Source organism: Lacihabitans sp. CS3-21 (assembly GCF_024343675.1).
Classification (GTDB): domain Bacteria; phylum Bacteroidota; class Bacteroidia; order Cytophagales; family Spirosomataceae; genus Leadbetterella.
In genome coordinates this window covers 14,007-33,957 of the sequence record NZ_RJUD01000020.1, presented here as the reverse complement: position 1 = coordinate 33,957, position 19,951 = coordinate 14,007, and the positions used below count along the sequence as shown (strand labels likewise).

18 protein-coding genes are annotated in these 19,951 nt (G+C 36.2%); 11 read left to right on the top strand and 7 right to left on the bottom strand.

Annotation, left to right across the window (positions count from 1 at the left end; genetic code table 11):
• Positions 1-184: 184 nt before the first annotated feature.
• Both EGI24_RS12365 and EGI24_RS12360 read right to left on the bottom strand, forming a co-directional pair.
• Positions 185-1,342: an acyl-CoA dehydrogenase gene (locus tag EGI24_RS12365; RefSeq protein WP_255048731.1), complete on the bottom strand. Its 1,158-nt coding sequence runs from the start codon at positions 1,340-1,342 to the stop codon at positions 185-187.
• 77 nt (positions 1,343-1,419) lie between these two features.
• On the bottom strand, positions 1,420-1,902 hold the full coding sequence (locus EGI24_RS12360; RefSeq protein WP_255048730.1) for a hypothetical protein: 483 nt from the start codon (positions 1,900-1,902) through the stop codon (positions 1,420-1,422).
• A 338-nt stretch (positions 1,903-2,240) separates the two neighbouring features.
• Between EGI24_RS12360 and EGI24_RS12355 the strand changes: the two genes are divergently transcribed.
• The 8 genes from EGI24_RS12355 to ruvX all read left to right on the top strand — a co-directional run bounded on the left by EGI24_RS12355 (position 2,241) and on the right by ruvX (position 10,465).
• Positions 2,241-3,053, top strand: a complete 813-nt coding sequence (locus EGI24_RS12355) for a 3'-5' exonuclease (RefSeq protein WP_255048729.1) — start codon at positions 2,241-2,243, stop codon at positions 3,051-3,053.
• A gap of 55 nt (positions 3,054-3,108) precedes the next feature.
• Positions 3,109-3,453, top strand: a complete 345-nt coding sequence (gene nuoK, locus EGI24_RS12350; RefSeq protein WP_255048728.1) for an NADH-quinone oxidoreductase subunit NuoK — start codon at positions 3,109-3,111, stop codon at positions 3,451-3,453.
• A 20-nt stretch (positions 3,454-3,473) separates the two neighbouring features.
• Positions 3,474-5,405 carry an NADH-quinone oxidoreductase subunit L gene (nuoL, locus tag EGI24_RS12345; protein WP_255048727.1) on the top strand — a complete coding sequence of 644 codons (1,932 nt, stop codon included), beginning with the start codon at positions 3,474-3,476 and terminating at the stop codon, positions 5,403-5,405.
• 21 nt (positions 5,406-5,426) lie between these two features.
• Complete coding sequence (locus EGI24_RS12340; protein WP_255048726.1) at positions 5,427-6,869, top strand: NuoM family protein; 1,443 nt, start codon at positions 5,427-5,429, stop codon at positions 6,867-6,869.
• A 37-nt stretch (positions 6,870-6,906) separates the two neighbouring features.
• Positions 6,907-8,292: an NADH-quinone oxidoreductase subunit N gene (locus EGI24_RS12335; RefSeq protein WP_255048725.1), complete on the top strand. Its 1,386-nt coding sequence runs from the start codon at positions 6,907-6,909 to the stop codon at positions 8,290-8,292.
• Positions 8,293-8,496: 204 nt separating this feature from the next.
• Complete coding sequence (locus EGI24_RS12330) at positions 8,497-8,688, top strand: hypothetical protein (RefSeq protein WP_255048724.1); 192 nt, start codon at positions 8,497-8,499, stop codon at positions 8,686-8,688.
• A gap of 89 nt (positions 8,689-8,777) precedes the next feature.
• Positions 8,778-10,034 (top strand): pitrilysin family protein, encoded by a 1,257-nt coding sequence (locus tag EGI24_RS12325; RefSeq protein WP_255048723.1) that lies wholly within the window; start codon positions 8,778-8,780, stop codon positions 10,032-10,034.
• A gap of 11 nt (positions 10,035-10,045) precedes the next feature.
• The gene (ruvX, locus tag EGI24_RS12320) at positions 10,046-10,465 is read left to right on the top strand and encodes a Holliday junction resolvase RuvX (protein ID WP_255048722.1); all 420 of its coding nucleotides are present in this window, start codon (positions 10,046-10,048) and stop codon (positions 10,463-10,465) included.
• On the opposite strand, the gene moeB is transcribed toward ruvX, so the two are convergent.
• The 5 genes from moeB to EGI24_RS12295 all read right to left on the bottom strand — a co-directional run bounded on the left by moeB (position 10,448) and on the right by EGI24_RS12295 (position 16,912).
• The gene (moeB, locus tag EGI24_RS12315) at positions 10,448-11,506 is read right to left on the bottom strand and encodes a molybdopterin-synthase adenylyltransferase MoeB (protein WP_255048721.1); all 1,059 of its coding nucleotides are present in this window, start codon (positions 11,504-11,506) and stop codon (positions 10,448-10,450) included. The two genes, ruvX and moeB, sit on opposite strands and share 18 nt — an antisense overlap.
• Before the next feature lie 636 nt (positions 11,507-12,142).
• Positions 12,143-14,620: a ribonucleoside-diphosphate reductase subunit alpha gene (locus tag EGI24_RS12310; RefSeq protein WP_255048720.1), complete on the bottom strand. Its 2,478-nt coding sequence runs from the start codon at positions 14,618-14,620 to the stop codon at positions 12,143-12,145.
• Positions 14,621-14,973: 353 nt separating this feature from the next.
• Positions 14,974-15,648, bottom strand: coding sequence for a thiamine diphosphokinase (locus EGI24_RS12305; RefSeq protein ID WP_255048719.1), 675 nt, complete (start codon positions 15,646-15,648; stop codon positions 14,974-14,976).
• A 40-nt stretch (positions 15,649-15,688) separates the two neighbouring features.
• Complete coding sequence (locus EGI24_RS12300; protein WP_255048718.1) at positions 15,689-16,114, bottom strand: DUF5606 domain-containing protein; 426 nt, start codon at positions 16,112-16,114, stop codon at positions 15,689-15,691.
• Positions 16,115-16,207: 93 nt separating this feature from the next.
• Positions 16,208-16,912, bottom strand: a complete 705-nt coding sequence (locus EGI24_RS12295; protein ID WP_255048717.1) for an SDR family oxidoreductase — start codon at positions 16,910-16,912, stop codon at positions 16,208-16,210.
• Positions 16,913-17,031: 119 nt separating this feature from the next.
• Here EGI24_RS12295 and EGI24_RS12290 point away from each other — a divergent pair, with 119 nt between their 5' ends.
• Genes EGI24_RS12290 through EGI24_RS12280 form a run of 3 tightly spaced genes read left to right on the top strand, consistent with a single transcriptional unit; the run spans position 17,032 to position 19,946 of the window.
• On the top strand, positions 17,032-17,763 hold the full coding sequence (locus EGI24_RS12290; RefSeq protein WP_255048716.1) for an ABC transporter permease: 732 nt from the start codon (positions 17,032-17,034) through the stop codon (positions 17,761-17,763).
• Positions 17,760-18,518, top strand: a complete 759-nt coding sequence (locus EGI24_RS12285; protein ID WP_255048715.1) for an ABC transporter ATP-binding protein — start codon at positions 17,760-17,762, stop codon at positions 18,516-18,518. Before EGI24_RS12290 ends, EGI24_RS12285 begins: the two co-directional genes overlap by 4 nt.
• A gap of 18 nt (positions 18,519-18,536) precedes the next feature.
• Positions 18,537-19,946: a hypothetical protein gene (locus EGI24_RS12280; protein WP_255048714.1), complete on the top strand. Its 1,410-nt coding sequence runs from the start codon at positions 18,537-18,539 to the stop codon at positions 19,944-19,946.
• The last annotated feature ends 5 nt before the right edge of the window (positions 19,947-19,951 follow it).

Sequence of the window (19,951 nt, the reverse complement as noted above, 5' to 3'; positions counted from 1 at the left end):
ACTTCAACTAAAAATTGTTCAATAAATTATATGTTTCTTGGATTATTTCTTGTTTTTTCTAAAAATTGTCTAATATTTTTGATAAATAAATTTATTAAGCGGGCTTTTTAAACCTTGTGTAAATCTTAGAATGCAAAAAGGAGGCCAAGCCTCCATAAAGAATAAAAAAAACTATCTTGTGGTATTATTTTAAGATTTCTCGGGCAATTACCATCTTTTGAATCTCTGATGTACCTTCATAAATTTGTGTAATTTTGGCATCCCGCATCATGCGTTCTACATGAAATTCTCTAACGTAACCGTAGCCACCGTGTATCTGCACAGCTTCAGTAGTTACCCACATGGCAACTTCAGAGGCAAAAAGTTTTGCCATTGCTGCTGATTCCACATAGTCTAAACCAGCATCTTTGTCTCTCGCTGCTTTGTAAACGAGAAGTCTTGCTGCTTCAATTTTGGTCTTCATGTCGGCCAATTTAAACTGAATGGCTTGATGTTCTGAAATTGTTTTACCAAATGCTTTACGCTCTTTGGCATATTTTACTGAGAGTTCAAAAGCTCCAGCCGCAATTCCTAAAGCTTGAGCGGCAATTCCAATTCTTCCACCATTTAGCGTAGTCATGGCAAATTTAAAGCCGAAACCCTCTGGTCCGATACGGTTTTCTTTGGGTACTTTGACATCAGAAAACATCAACGAGTGCGTATCAGAAGCTCTTATTCCCATTTTATCTTCTTTTTTGCCAACTACGAAACCATCTTGCCCTTTTTCTATAATTAGGCAATTTATGCCCTTGTGCTTAAGTTCTACATGAGTTTGTGCCATCACCAAACAAACCGAAGAGGTATCCCCATTGGTAATCCAGTTTTTAGTGCCATTTATAAGATAGTGGTCTCCCATGTCTTCTGCCGTAGTTTTTTGGGAAGTAGCATCAGAGCCAGCTTCGGGTTCTGAAAGGCAAAAAGCTCCAATTATTTGTCCTGAAGCCAGAGGTTTTAGATATTTTTGCTTTTGTTCTTCGGTACCATATTGGTTTAGCCCATAGCATACCAAAGAGTTATTTACAGACATGGCCACCCCTGCGGAGGCATCTACCTTGCAGATTTCTTCCATGGCGATTACATAGCTGAGTGTATCCATGCCACTGCCGCCATATCGCGGGTCTATCATCATGCCCATGAAACCCAATTCGCCCATTTTTTTGATTTCTTCCTTCGGGAATTTGGTATGGATGTCTCTTTCTATTACTCCAGGTAAAAGGTCGTTTTGAGCAAAGTCTCTTGCGGCATCTCTAACAGCAAGGTGCTCTTCAGATAATTGGAAATTTACTCCTTCTATCGTATGCATTGTATTTATTGATGTTTTTTTCGAAAGATATAAAAATCAATAATAGTATGCAAGCATACTGTTTTTCAAGATTGTTTTTACACAAAGTATTTTTTCATGAAACTGTCGCTGGCTTTTAGTTTCCAGTTGTTTTTCAAGTCGGACAAGGTGTTTACTTGGTGATTGAGCAAAGTAGTTTCTGCGTTGATTTTTCCCGCCAAAACTTGTTTTCTAGCTTCTAAAACTGGGAAAAAATTCAAGGCTTCGTTTTCAAAATAGGCAATTGAACGATCAAAAAAGTCGATATTCAAGGTTTGCTGGATGTTTTTTAGCCATTTTGTTGAGCTATCTATTGAGCAGCCAGATGGCTCTTGAAGATCTGTATTTACAGCTAAGACAAGAAATTTATCATAAAAAAACTTGAAGGATGCTTGTAAAGGCGAGCCATGAGACTCCCAATTAGCCACTTGTTCAGACAAATAATTAGTGATTTCATTTATTTCAGTTTCGCTAAGTATTCTGCTGGTTTGGTAAACCCAAACTTTGGCGTGGTCAGGAAGCGAATCAAATGTGACAAGCATATTTTCTTAGTTTTGTTTTTAAACGTGGTTTTTTTGGAAAAGATTCGGGTTTGTAATAATTAATGGTAATTTGAACACGTTTTTGACATTTTTTTCAAAATTAATTAATGCTTGCCGTGATAAAACGACTGCTCTAAGGTCGAAACTTAAAATAAATCTTTCATTTTTAAACATTATTTGACCGCTCTGTGGTCGCAAAATTTTTTAGTGTCTTTTCGTACAAATAGGCGTTTAAAAACAAAACAACTCTTTCAATCCCACATATCTCCAATTCCTGCCCATTTTCCCAAAATCATTTTCTACTTTTGCACCATATTATTTCGCTAAGTTTATAAATAATGACGACTCATACACTGAAATTAAGAAAACCAATCGCTTTCATTGATTTAGAAACTACCGGTATCAACATTTCGAAAGATCGAATTGTGGAAATTTGTATTGCTAAAGCCAATGTTGACGGTTCGGTAGATGTCAAAACAAAAAGGGTGAATCCTGGGATGCCAATTCCCTTGGAGACGAGTTTGATTCACGGAATATATGACGAAGATGTTAAAGATGAGCCGACCTTCCGGCAAATGGCTAAGTCGCTTTCTCAGTTTTTGGACGGCTGCGATTTGGCTGGATTCAACAGCAATCGCTTTGATATTCCGATGTTAGTAGAAGAATTTCTTAGGATTGACACCAATATTTTTGAATTAAAGAATCGTCGTTTTGTAGACGCCCAAAAAATCTTTCATTTAATGGAGCCTCGTACACTTGGTGCTGCCTATAAGTTTTATTGTGGTAAAACACTTGAAAACGCCCATAGTGCAGAAGTAGACACTTTGGCTACTTTAGCGGTTGTTTGTGCACAGGTAGAAAAATATGAAGGAGTAAAACTAAAAGATGCCAAAGGTGTAGAATATGAGCCAGTTCAAAATGATGTTGAAGTGCTTCACAAATTAAGTTCTAACAACTTGGTAGATTTTGCTCAGAGGATGATTTTAAACAATAACGGTGAAGTGGTGTTTAATTTTGGAAAAAATGCGGGTAAAAAAGTAGAAGATGTGCTTATCAAAGAACCTCAATATTATGATTGGATCATCAATAATGACTTTCCTTTAGATACAAAAAGAAAACTTACAGAGATTAAAATCAAAATGAAAAGGTAGGGATTTTCATTGATTAGTGTTATTTTTGCGAAAATTTAAAAAACCTTACAAACACATGTTTGAAAGTACAATAGACCGAGTACCAGATGTTTTCACACAAGTTCCTTTAGTGAATTTTGTGCTTTTAGCGACCATGCTATTTACTATTGGTATAGTTGGCGTATTAATTCGAAAAAACGCCATCATTATATTTATGTCCATAGAGCTGATGCTCAATGCTGTCAATCTTTTGCTAATTGCCTTTTCATCCTACAGATCTGACCCCAATGGACAAGTATTTGTATTTTTTATTATGGCAGTGGCCGCAGCTGAAGTAGCGGTAGGATTGGCTATTATTGTTATGATTTTTAGAAACATAAAAACCATTGATATCAGTTTGCTAAACAGATTGAAAGGATAAATTAAAATTTTACTATTCTTATGACACTAATATCTCTGATTCCCTTATTTCCATTAATTGGTTTTCTGATAAATGGTATTGGGTTTGGAAAAATTTCTAAGACTCTTGTACCCATCGTTGGTACGGGTGCTTCTTTGTTATCTTTTGGATGTGTATTTGCTGCTTATCTTCAATTCGATGGAACACCAGTTATTGTAAATTTATTTGATTGGATAACGGTTGGGGACCTCAACATCAAATTTTCTTTTCAATTTGATCAACTTTCGTTGATTATGTTGTTTGTGATTACAGGTGTAGGGACATTAATCCACCTATATTCTGCAGGATATATGAGCCACGATGAAGGCTACGGAAAGTTCTTTGCTTATTTAAACTTGTTCTTGTTTTCAATGATTTTGTTGGTTCTTGGAGCCAATTACCTAATCATGTTTATTGGATGGGAAGGCGTTGGTTTATGCTCATACTTACTTATCGGATTTTGGAACAAAAACACGGATTATGCCAATGCAGCTCGCAAAGCATTCATAATGAACCGTGTAGGTGACTTGGGTTTTCTTGTTGGTATTTTCTTGATAATTCAAACTTTCGGGACATTAGAATATTTAGAGGTTTTCGAAAAAGCCAAAGGCTATCAGATTGGTGACGGAATAATTTTGGCCATTACTTTTGCTCTTTTTATAGGTGCTATGGGAAAATCGGCTCAAATTCCTCTGTTTACTTGGTTACCTGATGCGATGGCTGGCCCAACGCCTGTTTCGGCATTGATACATGCCGCTACCATGGTTACATCTGGTATTTACATGATAGTTCGTTCAAATGTCCTTTACAGTCTCTCGCCGCAAACATTAGAATTTGTTGCATGGATAGGATTGGCCACAGCATTATTGGGAGCTACCATTGGTCTTTTTCAAAATGATATCAAAAAAGTATTGGCCTACTCCACCGTTAGCCAATTGGGATATATGTTTCTAGGCCTAGGCGTTATGGCCTATTCATCTGGTTTATTCCATGTTATCACACATGCATTTTTCAAGGCTTTGTTGTTTTTAGGAGCAGGAAGTGTAATACATGCTATGAGTGGCGACCAAGATATTCGAAATATGGGTGGTCTTTGGCCGAAAATAAAAATCACTGCCATTACATTCTTGGTTGGAACAATTGCAATCAGTGGTATTCCTCCATTTTCTGGATTTTTCTCAAAAGACGAAATACTTGCTCACGTTTTTGAGCATAATAAATTGATGTGGGTTTTAGCCCTTTTGGGTTCTTTCATGACGGCTTTCTATATGTTTAGATTGTTTTTTGTCACTTTTAAAGGGAACTTTAGAGGGACACATGACCAAGAGCACCATTTACATGAATCACCAAGTAGCATGACTTTGCCTCTGATTGTTTTGGCTTTACTGTCTATTATCGGTGGAGCTATTGGTTTTCCAGAAATTTTCCACTTTCCCCACAGACTCAACGAGTTTTTAAGTCCAATTTATGAGGGAAGCAAGTCTGTTAATCCAGAATTTGGCCTTATACACATTAACCATTCTACTGAATGGATACTAATGGGAGTTTCGGTTGTAGTTGCCATTGTGGCTATCGTTTTTGCTTACATTGTTTACGGAAATGGGAAAAATGTTCCAGTTTCAGACGAATCTATGAGCGGAATAAAAAAAGTAATTTACGACAAGTACTATATAGACGAACTTTACAACAAGGTATTCGTCAATTCTATTTCTTCACTTTCGAAGTTTTTTGGAAACGTTATCGACAATAAATTTATAGATGGAATTGTGAACGGAATAGGAAGTACAGTTAATCTTGCTAGTGCTCAAGTCAAAAGAATTCAGGTAGGTGGTACGAGTAGCTATTTGTTGTTTATGACCATCGGAATCATCCTATTATTAGGATATAGTTTAGTTCCTGAGTTGTTCGAGTCTCTTAAGTCGGTTATTAAGTAAAAATCAATTGAAAAGCACCCTATGTTAACGCTTTCGCTATTTATTATACCATTGATCTCAGGTTTGATTTTGTTAAATATCAAAAGCAAAAGTCTTGCTGGGTCAATTTCTATTTTGGCTTCGTTTGTTCAAATAGCTGTTTTTGTGTACGCTTTAAGTGTATTCAAAGACAATTCTGCACTTTTGGTATTTGATAAACCATGGTTGTCGGATTTTGCGATTAGATTCCATCTTGGAATTGATGGTTTGTCGCTGGTAATGGTTGGACTTACGGTCGTGTTAGTTTCGTTGATAGTTTTGGCTATAAGAAACCTCAACTATGAAAACATACCCAAAATGCTGGGTTTAATATTGCTTACGGAAGCCGCATTGATTGGTGTATTTTCAGCTAAAGACATATTTTTGTTTTACTTCTTTTTTGAGTTGGCTTTGGTTCCAGTATACCTCATCGCCAACTTTTGGGGTGGAGAAAGTTCTTCAAAAATTACTTTCAAAATGTTGATTTACACTGTTTTTGGAAGTTTGTTTATGTTGATATCTTTCGTGTTATTGTACATGAGAGGCCAAAGTGCAGACATTGAGTCGATTAAAGTAACTGTTTCTTTACTGCCCAACGCCATCAAACATATACTTTTCTGGGGTTTACTTTTGGCCTTTTCCATCAAAATGCCGATTTTCCCATTTCATACTTGGCTGCCAGATGCTTACAGTAAATCTCCAACACCTGCCACCATGCTGCTTTCTGGTTTACTTTCCAAAATGGGTGTTTATGGATTGATAAGAATTTTGTTACCATTTGCTCCTCAAGGAATTGAGCTTTACGGAGAGATAATTATTGTTTTAGCTGTAGTAGGATTGGTTTATGGCTCTATCATAGCGATAAAACAAAACGAAATAAAACGGTTGATTGCCTATTCATCATTTGCACACATGGGCTTAATGGCTGGTGCAGTATTAACGTTGAGCATAACTGGTCTACAAGGGGCTATTTTTCAAATGGTCGCTCACGGATTTAATGCGGTAGGATTATTTTATATCGCCAAAATAATTTTTGATAAAACAGGAAGTAGAAATTTGACTCAATTGGGCGGGATGACCCAATCAGCACCGGTTCTTACAGTAATCTTTATGGTAGTATTGCTAGGAAGCGTAGCTTTGCCACTGACCAATGGATTCGTTGGAGAATTTCTAATGTTAAAAGCTGTTTTTGATTTTAATCATGTAATAGGTATTGCTGCTGGTTTAAGTGTAATTTTTGGGGCAGTTTATATGTTAAGATTTTTTCAGAAAACTATGTTCGGACCTTCCAACGAACAGACTTCAAGTATTACAGATATAGGAATGAAAGAATTGATAGTTTTGGTTCCGATAGTGATTATTATTTTAATTACTGGAGTGTTTCCAAATCTGATTTTAGACATAAGTAGCTCGTTGGTAAACAGTTTAGGGCTTTTAAATAAATAATTTTATTAGGTATATACCGAAAGAAAATAGATAAGATATGTATCCAATTATAGTTTTTTCAGTTTCAGGTTTGTTGATGCTTTTTCTAGGCTTATCTGTAACCAAAAAGAGTTTACTGCCTATCAATTTGGTGTTTTTGATAATAGGCTTGTTGTCGAATTTCATGGATTGGAATTCTCCTGGATTGTATTTCAATAGCATGCTAGAGGTTAACAACTCATTGGTTATTGTTCAAAGCATCGTGATTTTGGCAGCTATTTTAGTTGCCGGATTGAGTTCTAGGTTATTTGAAGACGCTATAGACCACCCGGCTGAATATTATGCACTCATGCAGTTTGCAGTTGTGGGTGCTTTAATTATGATTAGTTTTCAAAATCTTATCATGCTTTTTGTAGGATTAGAGATATTATCAGTTGCTTTGTATGTTTTAGCTGGTAGCGATAAAAGAAACCTAAGAGGCAATGAAGCATCAATAAAATACTTTTTGATGGGAGCTTTTGCTACAGGAATATTACTTTTTGGTATTGCAATGTTCTATGGAGCTACTGGTTCTTTTGACATTAATAGTGGTAGCTCGGTAGGCAATAGTGCGATGGAGGCTAAAATATTCTTTTGGATTGGTCTAGTTTTTATATTTATTGGTTTATTATTTAAAATTTCTGCTGCTCCTTTTCATTTCTGGACAGCGGACGTCTACCAAGGATCTCCTACGATATTTTCGGCATTTATGGCTACAATAGTTAAAACTGCTGTAATTTTCGCCCTTTATAGATTGGCTGTATATAGTTTTAGTTATGAATATGCTCACTGGTCTAAGTTTTTAGTTATCATTATTGCTTTGAGTATGTTTATAGGCAACCTTACAGCTGTTTATCAAGTAAATTTCAAAAGAATCTTAGCCTATTCGAGTATTTCTCAGGCAGGATTTATGCTTTTAAGCTTGATTGGTTTGGGTGAGCAGTCTTTTGGTAATTTAGGCTTTTTTACACTTAGTTATGCTTTTGCCACGATTTCTGCATTTGGAGTATTTTTGATAGTTTCTTCAAATCAATTGGTAGATGGTAGACCCAATGAGAATATAGATGTTTTCAAAGGACTTTTTTCTCGCAATCCTGACCTTGCCATTATACTTTTTATATCAATGCTCTCCTTATCTGGTATTCCTCTTACCTCAGGGTTTTGGAGCAAATTTTTTGTATTGAATGATGCTGCTTCAAAAGGATATTTGTGGATCCTAATAATTGGAATTGTAATGTCAGCAGTTTCATTATATTATTATTTTAAACCCATCAGGGCCACTTTTATGGCTACAGATGCTGATGCAGTATCTGTTTCTACCTTGTCAAAAATCACTTTGTACATTTGTGCTGGTCTAACTGTTCTGTTAGGCGTTGCTCCGAATTTATTCAGAGGTTTATTTTAAGTTTAAGTTAATTCTAAGTATTGATTAAGACCAGAATTTTGGGTTTTTAAGTTACAAACTAGCAAAAATTGATTTATTTTTCAAAAAGATAGTATTAAACAAAGAATTTTAAATAAATATTTAAGAATTTTTTAAGAACTCTTGCATCAAAACTTAAAATGTCCTTAAATTTGTAGCGTCTTATAACAATAAACAATCTAAGAAATGAAAAAAGTATTTGGAATTCTTTTCGTTGCAGGTATGGTAGCTTTTGCTTCATGTACTTCTGCTACTGAGGCTACTGAAGATGCAGCTGCTGCTGTTGATTCTGCTGCAACTATGGTTGATTCAGCTGCTACTGCAGTTGTAGATTCAGCTGCTACTGTTGTTGATTCTGCTGCTGCTGCAGTTAAGTAATCTTAGCATAGCTTAAGAAATTGAGCCTTATCTTCGGATAAGGCTTTTTTTTTGCCTAATTTTTAGATTTTAAAATTTATATTCTTATAATGCTTGATCGCAATACTGCTCCGAGTTTTAAAGCAACAAAAAAGATTACCCTTCCAGATGTAGAGATTGCGTCCATAGGGTCTGGTATTGAATTGTTTTCTTTAGTCAATCATAATTTGGAGATATTTAGGCTAGAGATAGTTTTCAAGGCGGGTTCATATTTTGGGACAAAATTTGGGCTTTCCTATTTTACATCAAAATTACTTCCAGCTGGAACAAAAAGTAAAAAAGCCAACGAAGTTGCTGAGAGCTTTGAACGTTTAGGAGGCTTTTTGGAGGTTAGTCAAAACCAAGAAAGGTTAGTAGTTACACTCCACGGACTAACTAAATTTTTCGAATTTTATTTACAAGACCTTTCAGATCTTATTTTCGACCCGATTTTACCTGGCGAAGAATTAGAAATTCAGAAAAAGATTGCCAGTCAATCCTATTTAGTGAACATTGAAAAAACTTCAGTTGAAGCCAATAAAATCTTTAGAGAAGGGCTTTTTGGTACAGATCATTCTTTTGGGAAAACCTTAGAACCCTCAGATATTGATTTGATTTCTTTGGATGAAGTTGCAAGTTTTCATCAGGAATATATAAAAAGCTCGAGTTTTAATATGTTTTTGGTTGGAAATATCCATCAGAAGCACATTGCTTTACTTCATGAGTATTTCAATAAAGAAACGATTCATTCTTATTTCCCGATAGTTTCGCCTAAAATGAATGATGTTTTTGAATTGCGGAAAGAAAAAGCAGATAGTTTACAAAGTTCAATTCGTATTGGAAGAAGAATGTTTAATCGTCATCACCCTGATTTTTTCAAATTCCTTGTTTTTAATACCATATTGGGAGGGTTTTTTGGTAGTAGGTTGATGAAGAATATTCGAGAAGAAAAGGGCTTGACTTATGGAATTTCTTCCTCTATGGTTCCTTTGGCTTCGGAAGGATATTGGTCTATTGGGGCCGATGTAAAGAAAGAGAATGTTCCTTTGGCTCTTGTGGAAATACAAAAGGAAATTGAAGAATTGAAACAACAAAAAGTAACTGAAAGTGAACTATCATTGGTTAAAAACTATATGAAAGGCTCGGTTTTGAGTAGCACCAACACCGTGTTTGACACAATGGATAAGCACAAGGCTATTGTACATGAACATCTTTCAAAAGACTTTTATGATACTATGTTAGAAAGGATTGAAGGTATTAATAGCACTGATGTGCAAGATATGGCTAATTTTTATTTGAATGACTTGTCAACGGTTGTAGTAGGTTAATTGAAAGAATTATGGGCAGAGTTTTGGCGATTGATTATGGAAAGAAACGAACAGGTTTGGCGGTTACTGACCCCCTAAAAATTATCGCTACAGCTTTGGAAACTGTTTTGACAGCGGATTTACTTAAATATTTGATTAAATACACACAAGCTGAAGAAGTTGAACAAATTGTGCTTGGTTTACCAGTTAATTTGAATTCACAGGATACGGATGTAACTGCCGATGTTCGGAAGTTTGCAGATATTTTGAGAACCAATTTTCCTACTATTCCCGTACATTTTTACGATGAAAGGTTTACCTCTAAAATGGCCTTGCAAAGCATGATTGATTCTGGCACAAAAAAGAAAGACAGGAGAGAAAAGGGTAATCTGGATAAAATTAGTGCGGTTATTATTTTACAATCTTTTTTAAGCTCAAATAAATTCTTTTAAAGAACAATCTAAGTACCATACATCTGCATTTTGAGTGGACTTGTGTAATTTTCGTGCTAGAGCTTTACTTCTAATGCCAGTGGCACAATATAAAATGGTCTTCATGTTCGGCTTAATACTTTCTTCGTTGAATTCGTCCATGGGAATGTTTTCGCCACCGATATTAAATTCTTCGTGTTCATAAGGTTCTCTAATGTCGATTAGATTGATATTTTCTTTTTCAAGAGCAATAAGTTCGTCTTTTGTTATGGCAAAGCTGTCTTTCTCTTTACTCGAGCAAAAAGCTTCATAATCTATCAATGCGGTTATTTTTGGCCTTTCTGAATTTTTGGTAAGCTTAAATTTTCTAAAAACCATACTTTGGAACTCTACGACCATGATTTCGTTAAAAAGTGGGCTTTCTATGTTGCAAATTATCTTTATGGCCTCTAAGGCTTGCATGCTACCTATAACACCAGCAATCGGCCCTAAAACGCCTCCTACAGCACAGTTTGGTGCAGTTTCTGGGTTTGGTGGCGTATTGTAAAGGTCCCGATACGTACATGAGCCTTTATAATTAAAAACCGATACCTGCCCTTCAAATTGGTGGATGGCTCCATAGACATACGGTTTGTTCAAAATCTCACAGGCATCGTTTACCAAATACCGGGTCGGAAAATTATCAGAACCGTCCACTATGAGGTCGAATTCTGAGAAAATTTCGAGAGCGTTTTTAGAAGTTAGTTGGGTATTATAAGTAAGAACCGTTACATCGGGGTTGAGTGTTTGTATTCTCTGTTTTGCTATTTCAATTTTTTGTTGACCAACATCCTTGGTTTCAAAAATAATCTGTCGGTGAAGATTGGATAGTGAAACGGTATCAAATTCTATAAGACCAATCGTTCCAACACCAGCTGCCGCCAGATAGCTCAAAACAGGCCCACCCAAGCCACCACAGCCTATCACCAGCACTTTGGCTTTGCTAAGCTTTTCTTGGCCTTCCAAGCCCATTTGTGGCAGGATAGTCTGCCGAGCGTATCTTGAATAGTATTCTTGCTTCACCTTAACCTTATTTGGAGGTAAAAATAAGGAAAAGTATTTGATTGTTAATTAGGCTAAGATGTGGGAGTGGGTTAAAAGTATTTATTCCCAAATATTATTTTTTTGGAATTCTTCAAATCTTAATCCAGGCAATTTATGTTTTCTGCGGGTGAAACCCGCTTCACACACCTACGAAGGCAATAGCCTTCGCAGAGCCTGTAATCCTGCTAGCTATCAGAACGCCTTACGCACATACTAAGGCACAGCCTTCGCAGAGCCTGTAATACTGCTAGCTATCAGAACGCCTTACGCACATACTAAGGCACAGCCTTCACAGAGCGGATATTATTTTTATTGGAATTTTAGAAATCCTAATACTGACATTTTACTTTTTCTGCGGGTACGACCCGCTTTTCACACCTACGAAGTACCAGCCTTCGCAGAACGGGGATTAAGTGCCAAAGAACTAAGGCTCAGCGTTAATTTAATATTTAGTCTCATTTAAAATTCAATTTTTATCTAGCTTTGGTAAACTTAGAAAAATCATCAGTTTTAACGGCGAACATCTAAAACTATGCCAGCCACTATCTGCTTAAATAAAAAACCGCCTTGCGGCGGTATTTATTTTTAGAATAGCAAATCTGTAAGTCGGAATCCTTAAGAACCGCACATTTCGCAACCTTCTGGGTTGTCTAGTGAGCACTGCATTGCTGCATATTTAAGTTCTTCTTCGCTTAATTGGAAGCTTGCGGCAGCTTCTTTGGCTTTGGCCTCGTTTTCTTTGGCATAAGCTTCATAGTTGAGCGGTTTTTCTTCAAACATCTCAGTTACTGGTGTAGTTTCAGCAATTGCTTGTCTGTCTACAGTAAACTTAACGGCATCCACGGCAGCTTTAGTACGTAGGTAGTACATACCTGTCTTGAGTCCTGCTTTCCATGAATAGAAGTGCATAGATGTAAGTTTGGCAAAGTTAGGATCCAACATGAAAATATTCAACGACTGGCTTTGACAAATAAATGCACCTCTGTCAGCAGACATATCTATCAATGTCTTTTGTTTTATTTCCCAAGCTGTTTTGTATAGTTCTTTTAAATGAGTTGGAATTTCAGCAATATTTTGAACCGATCCATTGGCTGCTATAAGCTTATTTTTCATCGAATCATTCCACATGCCGATTTTCACCAAATCTCTTAATAAGTGCTTGTTTACAACCACAAATTCTCCTGAAAGAACTCTTCTGGTATAAATGTTTGAGGTATAAGGCTCAAAGCACTCATTGTTGCCAAGTATTTGACTAGTGGAAGCAGTTGGCATTGGAGCCAATAGCAATGAGTTTCTAACGCCGTTTTTGATAACTTTGCCTCTTAGATCTTCCCAATCCCAAAGGCCTGAATCAGGAGTAACTCCCCACATATCAAACTGGAATTCTCCTTTAGAGATTGGTGATCCAGCCCAAGTTTCATAAGCACCTTCTTCCATGGCCAACTCCATAGATGCCTCCATAGAAGCATAGTAGATGGTTTCGAAGATGTCTTTATTTAGTTTTTGAGCAGGCTCGCTATCGAAAGGCATTTTCATCAGTATAAATGCATCAGCAAGTCCTTGAATACCAATACCGATTGGTCTATGACGCTTGTTGCTTTTTTCTGCTTCAGGAACCGGGTAATAATTTACGTCAATAATTTTGTTGAGGTTACGCGTTATAACCTTGGTAATGTCGTAAAGCTTTTTGAAATCAAAACTTACCGTTTCGTTATTGTCAACATTGTTCACAAATTTCGGCAGAGCTATTGAGGCCAAATTACAAACAGCCACCTCGTCTGGAGCTGTATATTCTATGATCTCAGTACACAAGTTAGAAGACTTGATAGTACCAAGGTTCTTTTGATTTGACTTTTTATTGGCCGAATCTTTGAATAAAATATATGGCGTACCTGTTTCTACCTGTGATTCTAAGATTTGGAACCAGAGTTCTTGAGCCGAGACAGTTCTTCTAGCTTTTCCTTCAGAAACATATTTTTCATAAAGTCTCTCAAAATCATCTCCATAGCAGTCAGACATGCCAGGGCATTCATGCGGACAGAATAGACTCCAATCAGCATTGGCTTCTACTTTTTTCATGAATAAATCAGGAATCCAAAGAGCAAAGAATAAGTCTCTTGCACGATTTTCTTCTTTTCCGTGGTTTCTTTTCAAATCCAAGAAGTCGAAAATATCAGCATGCCAAGGCTCTAAATAAATGGCGAAAGAACCTTTTCTTTTGCCACCACCTTGATCGACATATCTAGCCGTGTCGTTGAAAACACGTAGCATCGGTATGATACCGTTAGAAGTACCATTGGTGCCTTTGATATAACTTCCTGTGGCTCTGATGTTGTGAATTGAAAGACCAATTCCGCCCGCTGACTGAGATATTTTGGCCGTTTGCTTTAAAGTATCGTATATGCCATCAATACTATCGTCTTTCATGGTTAAAAGAAAACACGACGATAATTGTGGTTTTGGTGTACCTGCATTGAAAAGGGTAGGAGTGGCATGGGTAAACCATCTTTCTGATAAAAGATTGTACGTTTCAACTGCTTTTTCTATGTCTTCTCCGTGAATACCCACAGATACTCTCATGAGCATGTGTTGTGGACGCTCAACAATCTTACCATTGAGTTTCATCAAATAAGATTTCTCAAGTGTTTTGTACCCGAAGTAATCATATCCAAAATCACGATCATAGATTATTGATGAATCCAAGAGTGCCGCATTTGCTTGGATTACTTTCCAAGTGTCTTTAGAAATCAGAGATGCATTTTCGCCTGTTTTGGGGTCAACATACTGATACATCATTTTCATGGTGCCTGAAAATGACTTCAAGGTGTTTTTATGCAAATTTGAAATGGCTATTCTTGCAGCCAATGTTGCATAATCAGGATGCTTGGTAGTCATAGAAGCTGAGGTTTCAGCCGCCAAGTTGTCTAGTTCGGATGTCGTAACACCGTCATAAATACCTGAAACTACTTTCATGGCAACCTCAACAGGTTGAATAAAATTAGGATCTAATCCATAACAAAGTCTTTCGATACGAGCTGTGACTTTATCAAACTTCACGGATTCGCGTCGTCCATCTCTCTTAATTACGTACATGTTAATTCTAGGAGTAAAAGGTGTAATATAAAATTCTCAAACTAAAGGGTTCTCTAAAAACTCAATTCCAAAAGTAAAGAAAAAATAAAATAAAAAAAAGACAAATTTTTTTTGGAAAAATAAATTATTAAAATACTTCCGAATTCGAGATTTGAGTTGTGTCTAATTATCAATTCATTGTAAAAAAAGCATCTACAAATAGTACTATATTAAAAGTTTTCCACAGAAAAATTGGGATGTAAACAGAACAATACCGAATAATAAATATCTGACATTTTTAAAAGATAATTTTAAATTTCCAGATTATATTGCATATTTATGCTCATACTTATCCACATTTAAATCGTTCATTATTAATCCTTACATTCCATTATCAACATATCCCCTGTTTGATAACTGATGTGCACTTCCCCATCTTCTATGGCCTCATTGCTACTCCCATTTCTATGACCCAGTTTCAAGGTTTCGCTATACAACGAATATTTGAGATTTTTAGTAGTTATTCCAGTGGCTTCTCCTATAGGCATTAATGAAATTGTGCTGCCTTTTTTGTACCATTTTATGAAAATATTTGGAAAGGGTAATATTGGAAAAATACAAGAATGGTCATCTATCATTTTTAGTTTAATGTGACTAGAATACTTGGGTAAATTGGCTATATTTACCATTGTGTGGTCGGCTCTTTTGCCTGTCGCCCACACAATGTTGGCCGCAGGAAAATCACGCTCAATTAAGAATTCTATCGCTTTTTCAAGGTCGGTTTTTTCTTGATCTGGTGCATGAATTATTTCAATAGGAAACTGACTCGATCTCAAGTCGTCAAGGTCAAAATTCAGATGATCAAAATCGCCAAAAAGTACATCAATTTTAATGCCTCTACTCAGCACTCTATCTATGGCTCCGTCTAATACCAAAACGAAAGGACTCCATTCAAGTAGCTGACCTAAAAGGTCTTCGCTACAAGCTTCGCCATTGGCAATGATAAGGGCAGGTTCTTGTTTTTCTCTTACGATATGATGAGATGACATATTAAAAAAAAGACCCAAATTTATGTTTGGGTCGTTTATGTTATTTTGTTTCTTCTTCTATTTTTTCTTCGAAAAGTTCTGGTAGATTTTCAGAAAGAATATTATACCAGGTTATAATTTTCTTGACATCTGTGGGATAAACACGTTCTCTGTCAAAATCGGGCATCACTTTAGCGAAAAAGTCAAAAATATCTTTATTTGATGCTGTTTTTGTGTCAAGTTCTATTTTTAAACCAAAATCTTTGCGGATGGTTAGAAAAATTTCTCCTAATGGAGTGGCTTTGTTTACGTCTTCTGTATAAACCGAGATTTCTTTCAAAACGGATACTTTGGCGTTTGCATTGATCATTTCTCTTTTGTGAAGTTGATCCAATGACTCTACAATCACTCCTGCTCTCCCTGGCTTGACGATTCTGTAAAGACCTGGTTTGCCAGAGATGTTTGCTACTTCTTGTAATAATTCCATATATATTTTCAATGTGTTTTGTAAAACGTTGCAATTTAGTGAAAAATCAGACTGAGTTTGAATTTTTAACCCAATATGGCCATTTTCTAAATCTCAGATATCACCTTTTAATGGACGCAACACGATTTCTTCAACGACAGCTGATTTGGATAAATTGTAACTAGCCCAAATTATATCTGCCACGTCTTTTGATTCCATAAATCTTTCAGCTGGTAAATCTACGCCTGCCCAACTGTCAGTTAAGGTAGCCCCCGGCATTATAGAAGTCACTTTTACGTTCGTATTTAATAATTCCTGACGGAGACTTTTACTAAAACCCAGCAAGGCAAATTTTGAAATGGAATAAGAGCCGCTTTGCGGATAGGCCATCAAACTAGCTATGGAACAAATGTTGAAAACATGGGCAGAATCCAAAGTTTCCATCACTGGAACAAGAATTCTAGATAAATAATAAGCACTGTAGACATTGGTGTTTATGAGCGTTTCTAAGGTGTCTTCGGCTTCTTCAAGGATTTTTCCAGGTAAAAACAAACCTGCATTGTTTACCAAAACATGCACGGGCAAATTCAATCCAAGAATAAATTTTCCAAAATTTTGAATTTCATCTTTTTTGGAAACGTCAGCGACAAAAATATGAATATTTGAGGTGTATTTTGATTCAAATTCGATTTTTAAAGCCTCTAGATTTGAGATTGATCTTGAACAAACTGCAACGTCAAACCCTTCGGAAGCTAATTTTTCTACCACCGCTTTACCAATTCCTTTGCTTGCCCCACTAACCACAGCTAATTTTTTCATTTTCTTAGAATTTTTTTCAAAATTAACGCTTGAAGAGGTTTAAATAAAATTCAATTTGATTAGACTTGAATTAATTCGTGTTTGATTACCTTTGTGTTTCATCTTTTATCATAGTGTATATGCTAAAACTGCTAGGAAAATTCTTTATTTTTCTCAATGAGCTTTTTACAAGGAGGGAGTCGGCAAAAGTTTATTGGTATCGTTTTTTGGACGAATGCATAACTATTGGAATTGACTCCGTGCTAATTATTGCAATTGTGGCCTTGTTTATAGGTGCTGTAACCTGTGTGCAGATATTTGCAAACTTGGTGAGTCCGGTTATTCCGCTGTATATCGTTGGCAATATTGTTAGAGATATGACCTTATTAGAACTTTCATCTACATTTATGTGCGTGGTTTTAGCAGGTAAAGTAGGATCTAATATTGCTGGCGAGCTTGGGACTATGAGAATAACAGAGCAAATAGATGCACTTGAAGTAATGGGCATCAACTCTGCTTCATATTTGGTACTTCCTAAACTATTAGCGGCGGTATTTACATTTCCTATTTTGGCTATTTTTTCTGGATTTTTAGGCATATTTGGTGGATATTTGGCTGGCACACTCACAGGTATTTTAACACCTGAGCAATATATATACGGAATCAGGTTTTCGTTTATACCTTATAACCTCACTATTCCGATTATAAAGTCAGCCGTTTTTGGTTTTTTGATAGCGACTATTTCTGCCTATAAAGGATATCACACCAGAGGCGGAGCTTTGGAAGTTGGGAAGGCTTCAACAGCGGCAGTAACCAACAGTTGTATAGCGATTTTGATTGCCGATTATCTTTTAGCAGAGTTGTTGACATGATAGAAATAAAAAATATAAGCAAGGCTTTTAATGGAAAAGTCGTTTTAGAAAATGTTTCTGGAATCTTCAAAAAAGGAGAGACAAGTTTAGTAATTGGAGCCAGCGGAACCGGAAAGAGTGTGCTTTTAAAGTGTATGCTTGATTTGGTGGAACCTGAAAGTGGCGATGTGTTTTTTGATGGTAGGGAGTTTTTGCACATAAGCGAAAATGACAGAAAAGACCTTAGAAGAGAAATGGGTGTTCTTTTTCAAGGAGGGGCATTGTTTGATTCAAAAACGGTACACCAAAACATCAAGTTTCCATTGGACATGCTTACCAAAATGTCGGAAGGTGAAAAAAATGACAGGGTGGAGTTCTGCCTTCATAAAGTAGGTTTGGACGGAACAGGCCCGAGAATGCCTTCGGAAATATCTGGTGGAATGAAAAAACGCGTAGGAATTGCCCGAGCAATCGTGATGAATCCTAAATATTTGTTTTGTGATGAACCGAATAGTGGTTTAGACCCTCTTACATCTATTAAAATAGATGAATTGATTAAAGAAATTACTGATGATTTTAATATAACCACCGTAGTAATTACACATGACATGAATTCTGTATTGTCTATTGGTGACAATATTATGTTCCTATATAAAGGGAAGAAAATTTGGGAAGGCGATAGCACTACGATAATGACATCAAGTGTGAAAGAGTTGGATGAGTTTGTGTTTTCTAACCACGCTTTGAAAAAACTTAGAGGAGAGTATTCAAAGTAATTAACTGAAGGTCAGGGTATGAAGATAAAGAAAGCCACACCTTTTTTAGTTCTTTTTTCTGCATTTTTGTTTAATTTTTTTTCGCTTTATTCACAAAAAACAGATGAATATTTACTAAAATCACAGATTGATTCAGCCCTTCAATTTATCAAAAGTACTCAGATAAAAGAAACGGTTTTTGCCAAATATTACGCTGGCGAGTGGCCTGTGGAAATGCACTTAACAACACCTTATTTTTTTATCGGTAGGAAACAAAAAGCACAAGATTCCAATTGTTTTACGGTTTCTGCCATACACAATGCTCTCGCAGAAATTTATCTACTTGATACCAACAGAAAGGATCTTTTGCCTACTTTAAAACTCGCATATGATGATATTAGGAGTTATAATGAGGATAATTTGTATAATTTTTGGAAGAAACTGCCACCAACAAGAAAGCTAAAATTATTTAACGAACCACATCCTCAGCCGTTGGTGCATAGACCTACTAATTTTAATTTACGCTCAAGGTTTATTCACAATACAGGAAATGTGCCTAAAGATGCCGATGATACTTCACTGGGAAACTTAGCATCTCTTTACAATAATAATATTTTTGATTCAAAAAATGAGCTGGCTTCCTGTAAAAGATTCGATGCGTTTTTGGATATTGAAAGAAAAAACAGAAACTGGTTTAACGTGCTTTTTCACAGAGATGGCAACTCAGGTGCATATATGACGTGGCTATATCCTGAATATGAATATAATAACTGGAATGTGTTAAAAACTGCAATCAATACCCTGATGATTTTTGTGCCTGGAAGTTCAGCTCGACCGGAAGCGTATGAGCCATGGGTGCCTTTTGGGGCAAATGATGTGGATGTGGTGGTGAATGCCAATGTGCTGGCATATTTGGCCAAAACAAGACAATTGCAAAATAGCAAAGGCCATTTAGATGCTATAAAATTGATAGAAAATCGGCTTAGAAAGAAGTTTTGGTACAATAACTCGGTGTATTATCCCAATCAATTTCACATTCATTTCACAGTGGCGAAAGCCTTTGCGAGTGGAGTAGATGAACTGAGGGTTTCATCTGAAATAATTTTAAAGGATATTGAGGAGAAACAAAACGCAGATGGGAGTTTTCAAAGTCAAAGTTTTATCAATCATTTTGACCGAGTACAAAGTACAACCAATGCCCTTTCTGCGATGATAGATTGTAAATCCAAAGGTTTGGCGGTGTCTGAAACAGTCATGCAAAAAGCTATTAACTTTATTATAAGTCAAAAAAAAGTAAAAAACGACCAAATTTACTGGGAAGCAGGTGTGTATTTTTCGGGAGGCACTTTGCTTCGTAATATTCTTTTTTGGAAGTCCGAAGCCTATACTACCGTAGCTGTTGCCAATTGTTTTCAGCGATTTTTGGCTTTGAAGGGCACTAAAGAATGACTTTC

What these genes read in the sequence shown, in the direction of transcription:
- EGI24_RS12300 (WP_255048718.1), bottom strand. Translation starts at nt 16,114, where the DNA reads ATGGAATTATTACAAGAAGTAGCAAACATCTCTGGCAAACCAGGTCTT.
- nuoK (WP_255048728.1), top strand. Translation starts at nt 3,109, where the DNA reads ATGTTTGAAAGTACAATAGACCGAGTACCAGATGTTTTCACACAAGTT.
- EGI24_RS12285 (WP_255048715.1), top strand. Translation starts at nt 17,760, where the DNA reads ATGATAGAAATAAAAAATATAAGCAAGGCTTTTAATGGAAAAGTCGTT.
- EGI24_RS12280 (WP_255048714.1), top strand. Translation starts at nt 18,537, where the DNA reads ATGAAGATAAAGAAAGCCACACCTTTTTTAGTTCTTTTTTCTGCATTT.
- EGI24_RS12295 (WP_255048717.1), bottom strand. Translation starts at nt 16,912, where the DNA reads ATGAAAAAATTAGCTGTGGTTAGTGGGGCAAGCAAAGGAATTGGTAAA.
- EGI24_RS12335 (WP_255048725.1), top strand. Translation starts at nt 6,907, where the DNA reads ATGTATCCAATTATAGTTTTTTCAGTTTCAGGTTTGTTGATGCTTTTT.
- ruvX (WP_255048722.1), top strand. Translation starts at nt 10,046, where the DNA reads ATGGGCAGAGTTTTGGCGATTGATTATGGAAAGAAACGAACAGGTTTG.
- EGI24_RS12290 (WP_255048716.1), top strand. Translation starts at nt 17,032, where the DNA reads ATGCTAAAACTGCTAGGAAAATTCTTTATTTTTCTCAATGAGCTTTTT.
- EGI24_RS12360 (WP_255048730.1), bottom strand. Translation starts at nt 1,902, where the DNA reads ATGCTTGTCACATTTGATTCGCTTCCTGACCACGCCAAAGTTTGGGTT.
- nuoL (WP_255048727.1), top strand. Translation starts at nt 3,474, where the DNA reads ATGACACTAATATCTCTGATTCCCTTATTTCCATTAATTGGTTTTCTG.
- EGI24_RS12340 (WP_255048726.1), top strand. Translation starts at nt 5,427, where the DNA reads ATGTTAACGCTTTCGCTATTTATTATACCATTGATCTCAGGTTTGATT.
- EGI24_RS12305 (WP_255048719.1), bottom strand. Translation starts at nt 15,648, where the DNA reads ATGTCATCTCATCATATCGTAAGAGAAAAACAAGAACCTGCCCTTATC.
- EGI24_RS12310 (WP_255048720.1), bottom strand. Translation starts at nt 14,620, where the DNA reads ATGTACGTAATTAAGAGAGATGGACGACGCGAATCCGTGAAGTTTGAT.
- EGI24_RS12330 (WP_255048724.1), top strand. Translation starts at nt 8,497, where the DNA reads ATGAAAAAAGTATTTGGAATTCTTTTCGTTGCAGGTATGGTAGCTTTT.
- EGI24_RS12325 (WP_255048723.1), top strand. Translation starts at nt 8,778, where the DNA reads ATGCTTGATCGCAATACTGCTCCGAGTTTTAAAGCAACAAAAAAGATT.
- EGI24_RS12355 (WP_255048729.1), top strand. Translation starts at nt 2,241, where the DNA reads ATGACGACTCATACACTGAAATTAAGAAAACCAATCGCTTTCATTGAT.
- EGI24_RS12365 (WP_255048731.1), bottom strand. Translation starts at nt 1,342, where the DNA reads ATGCATACGATAGAAGGAGTAAATTTCCAATTATCTGAAGAGCACCTT.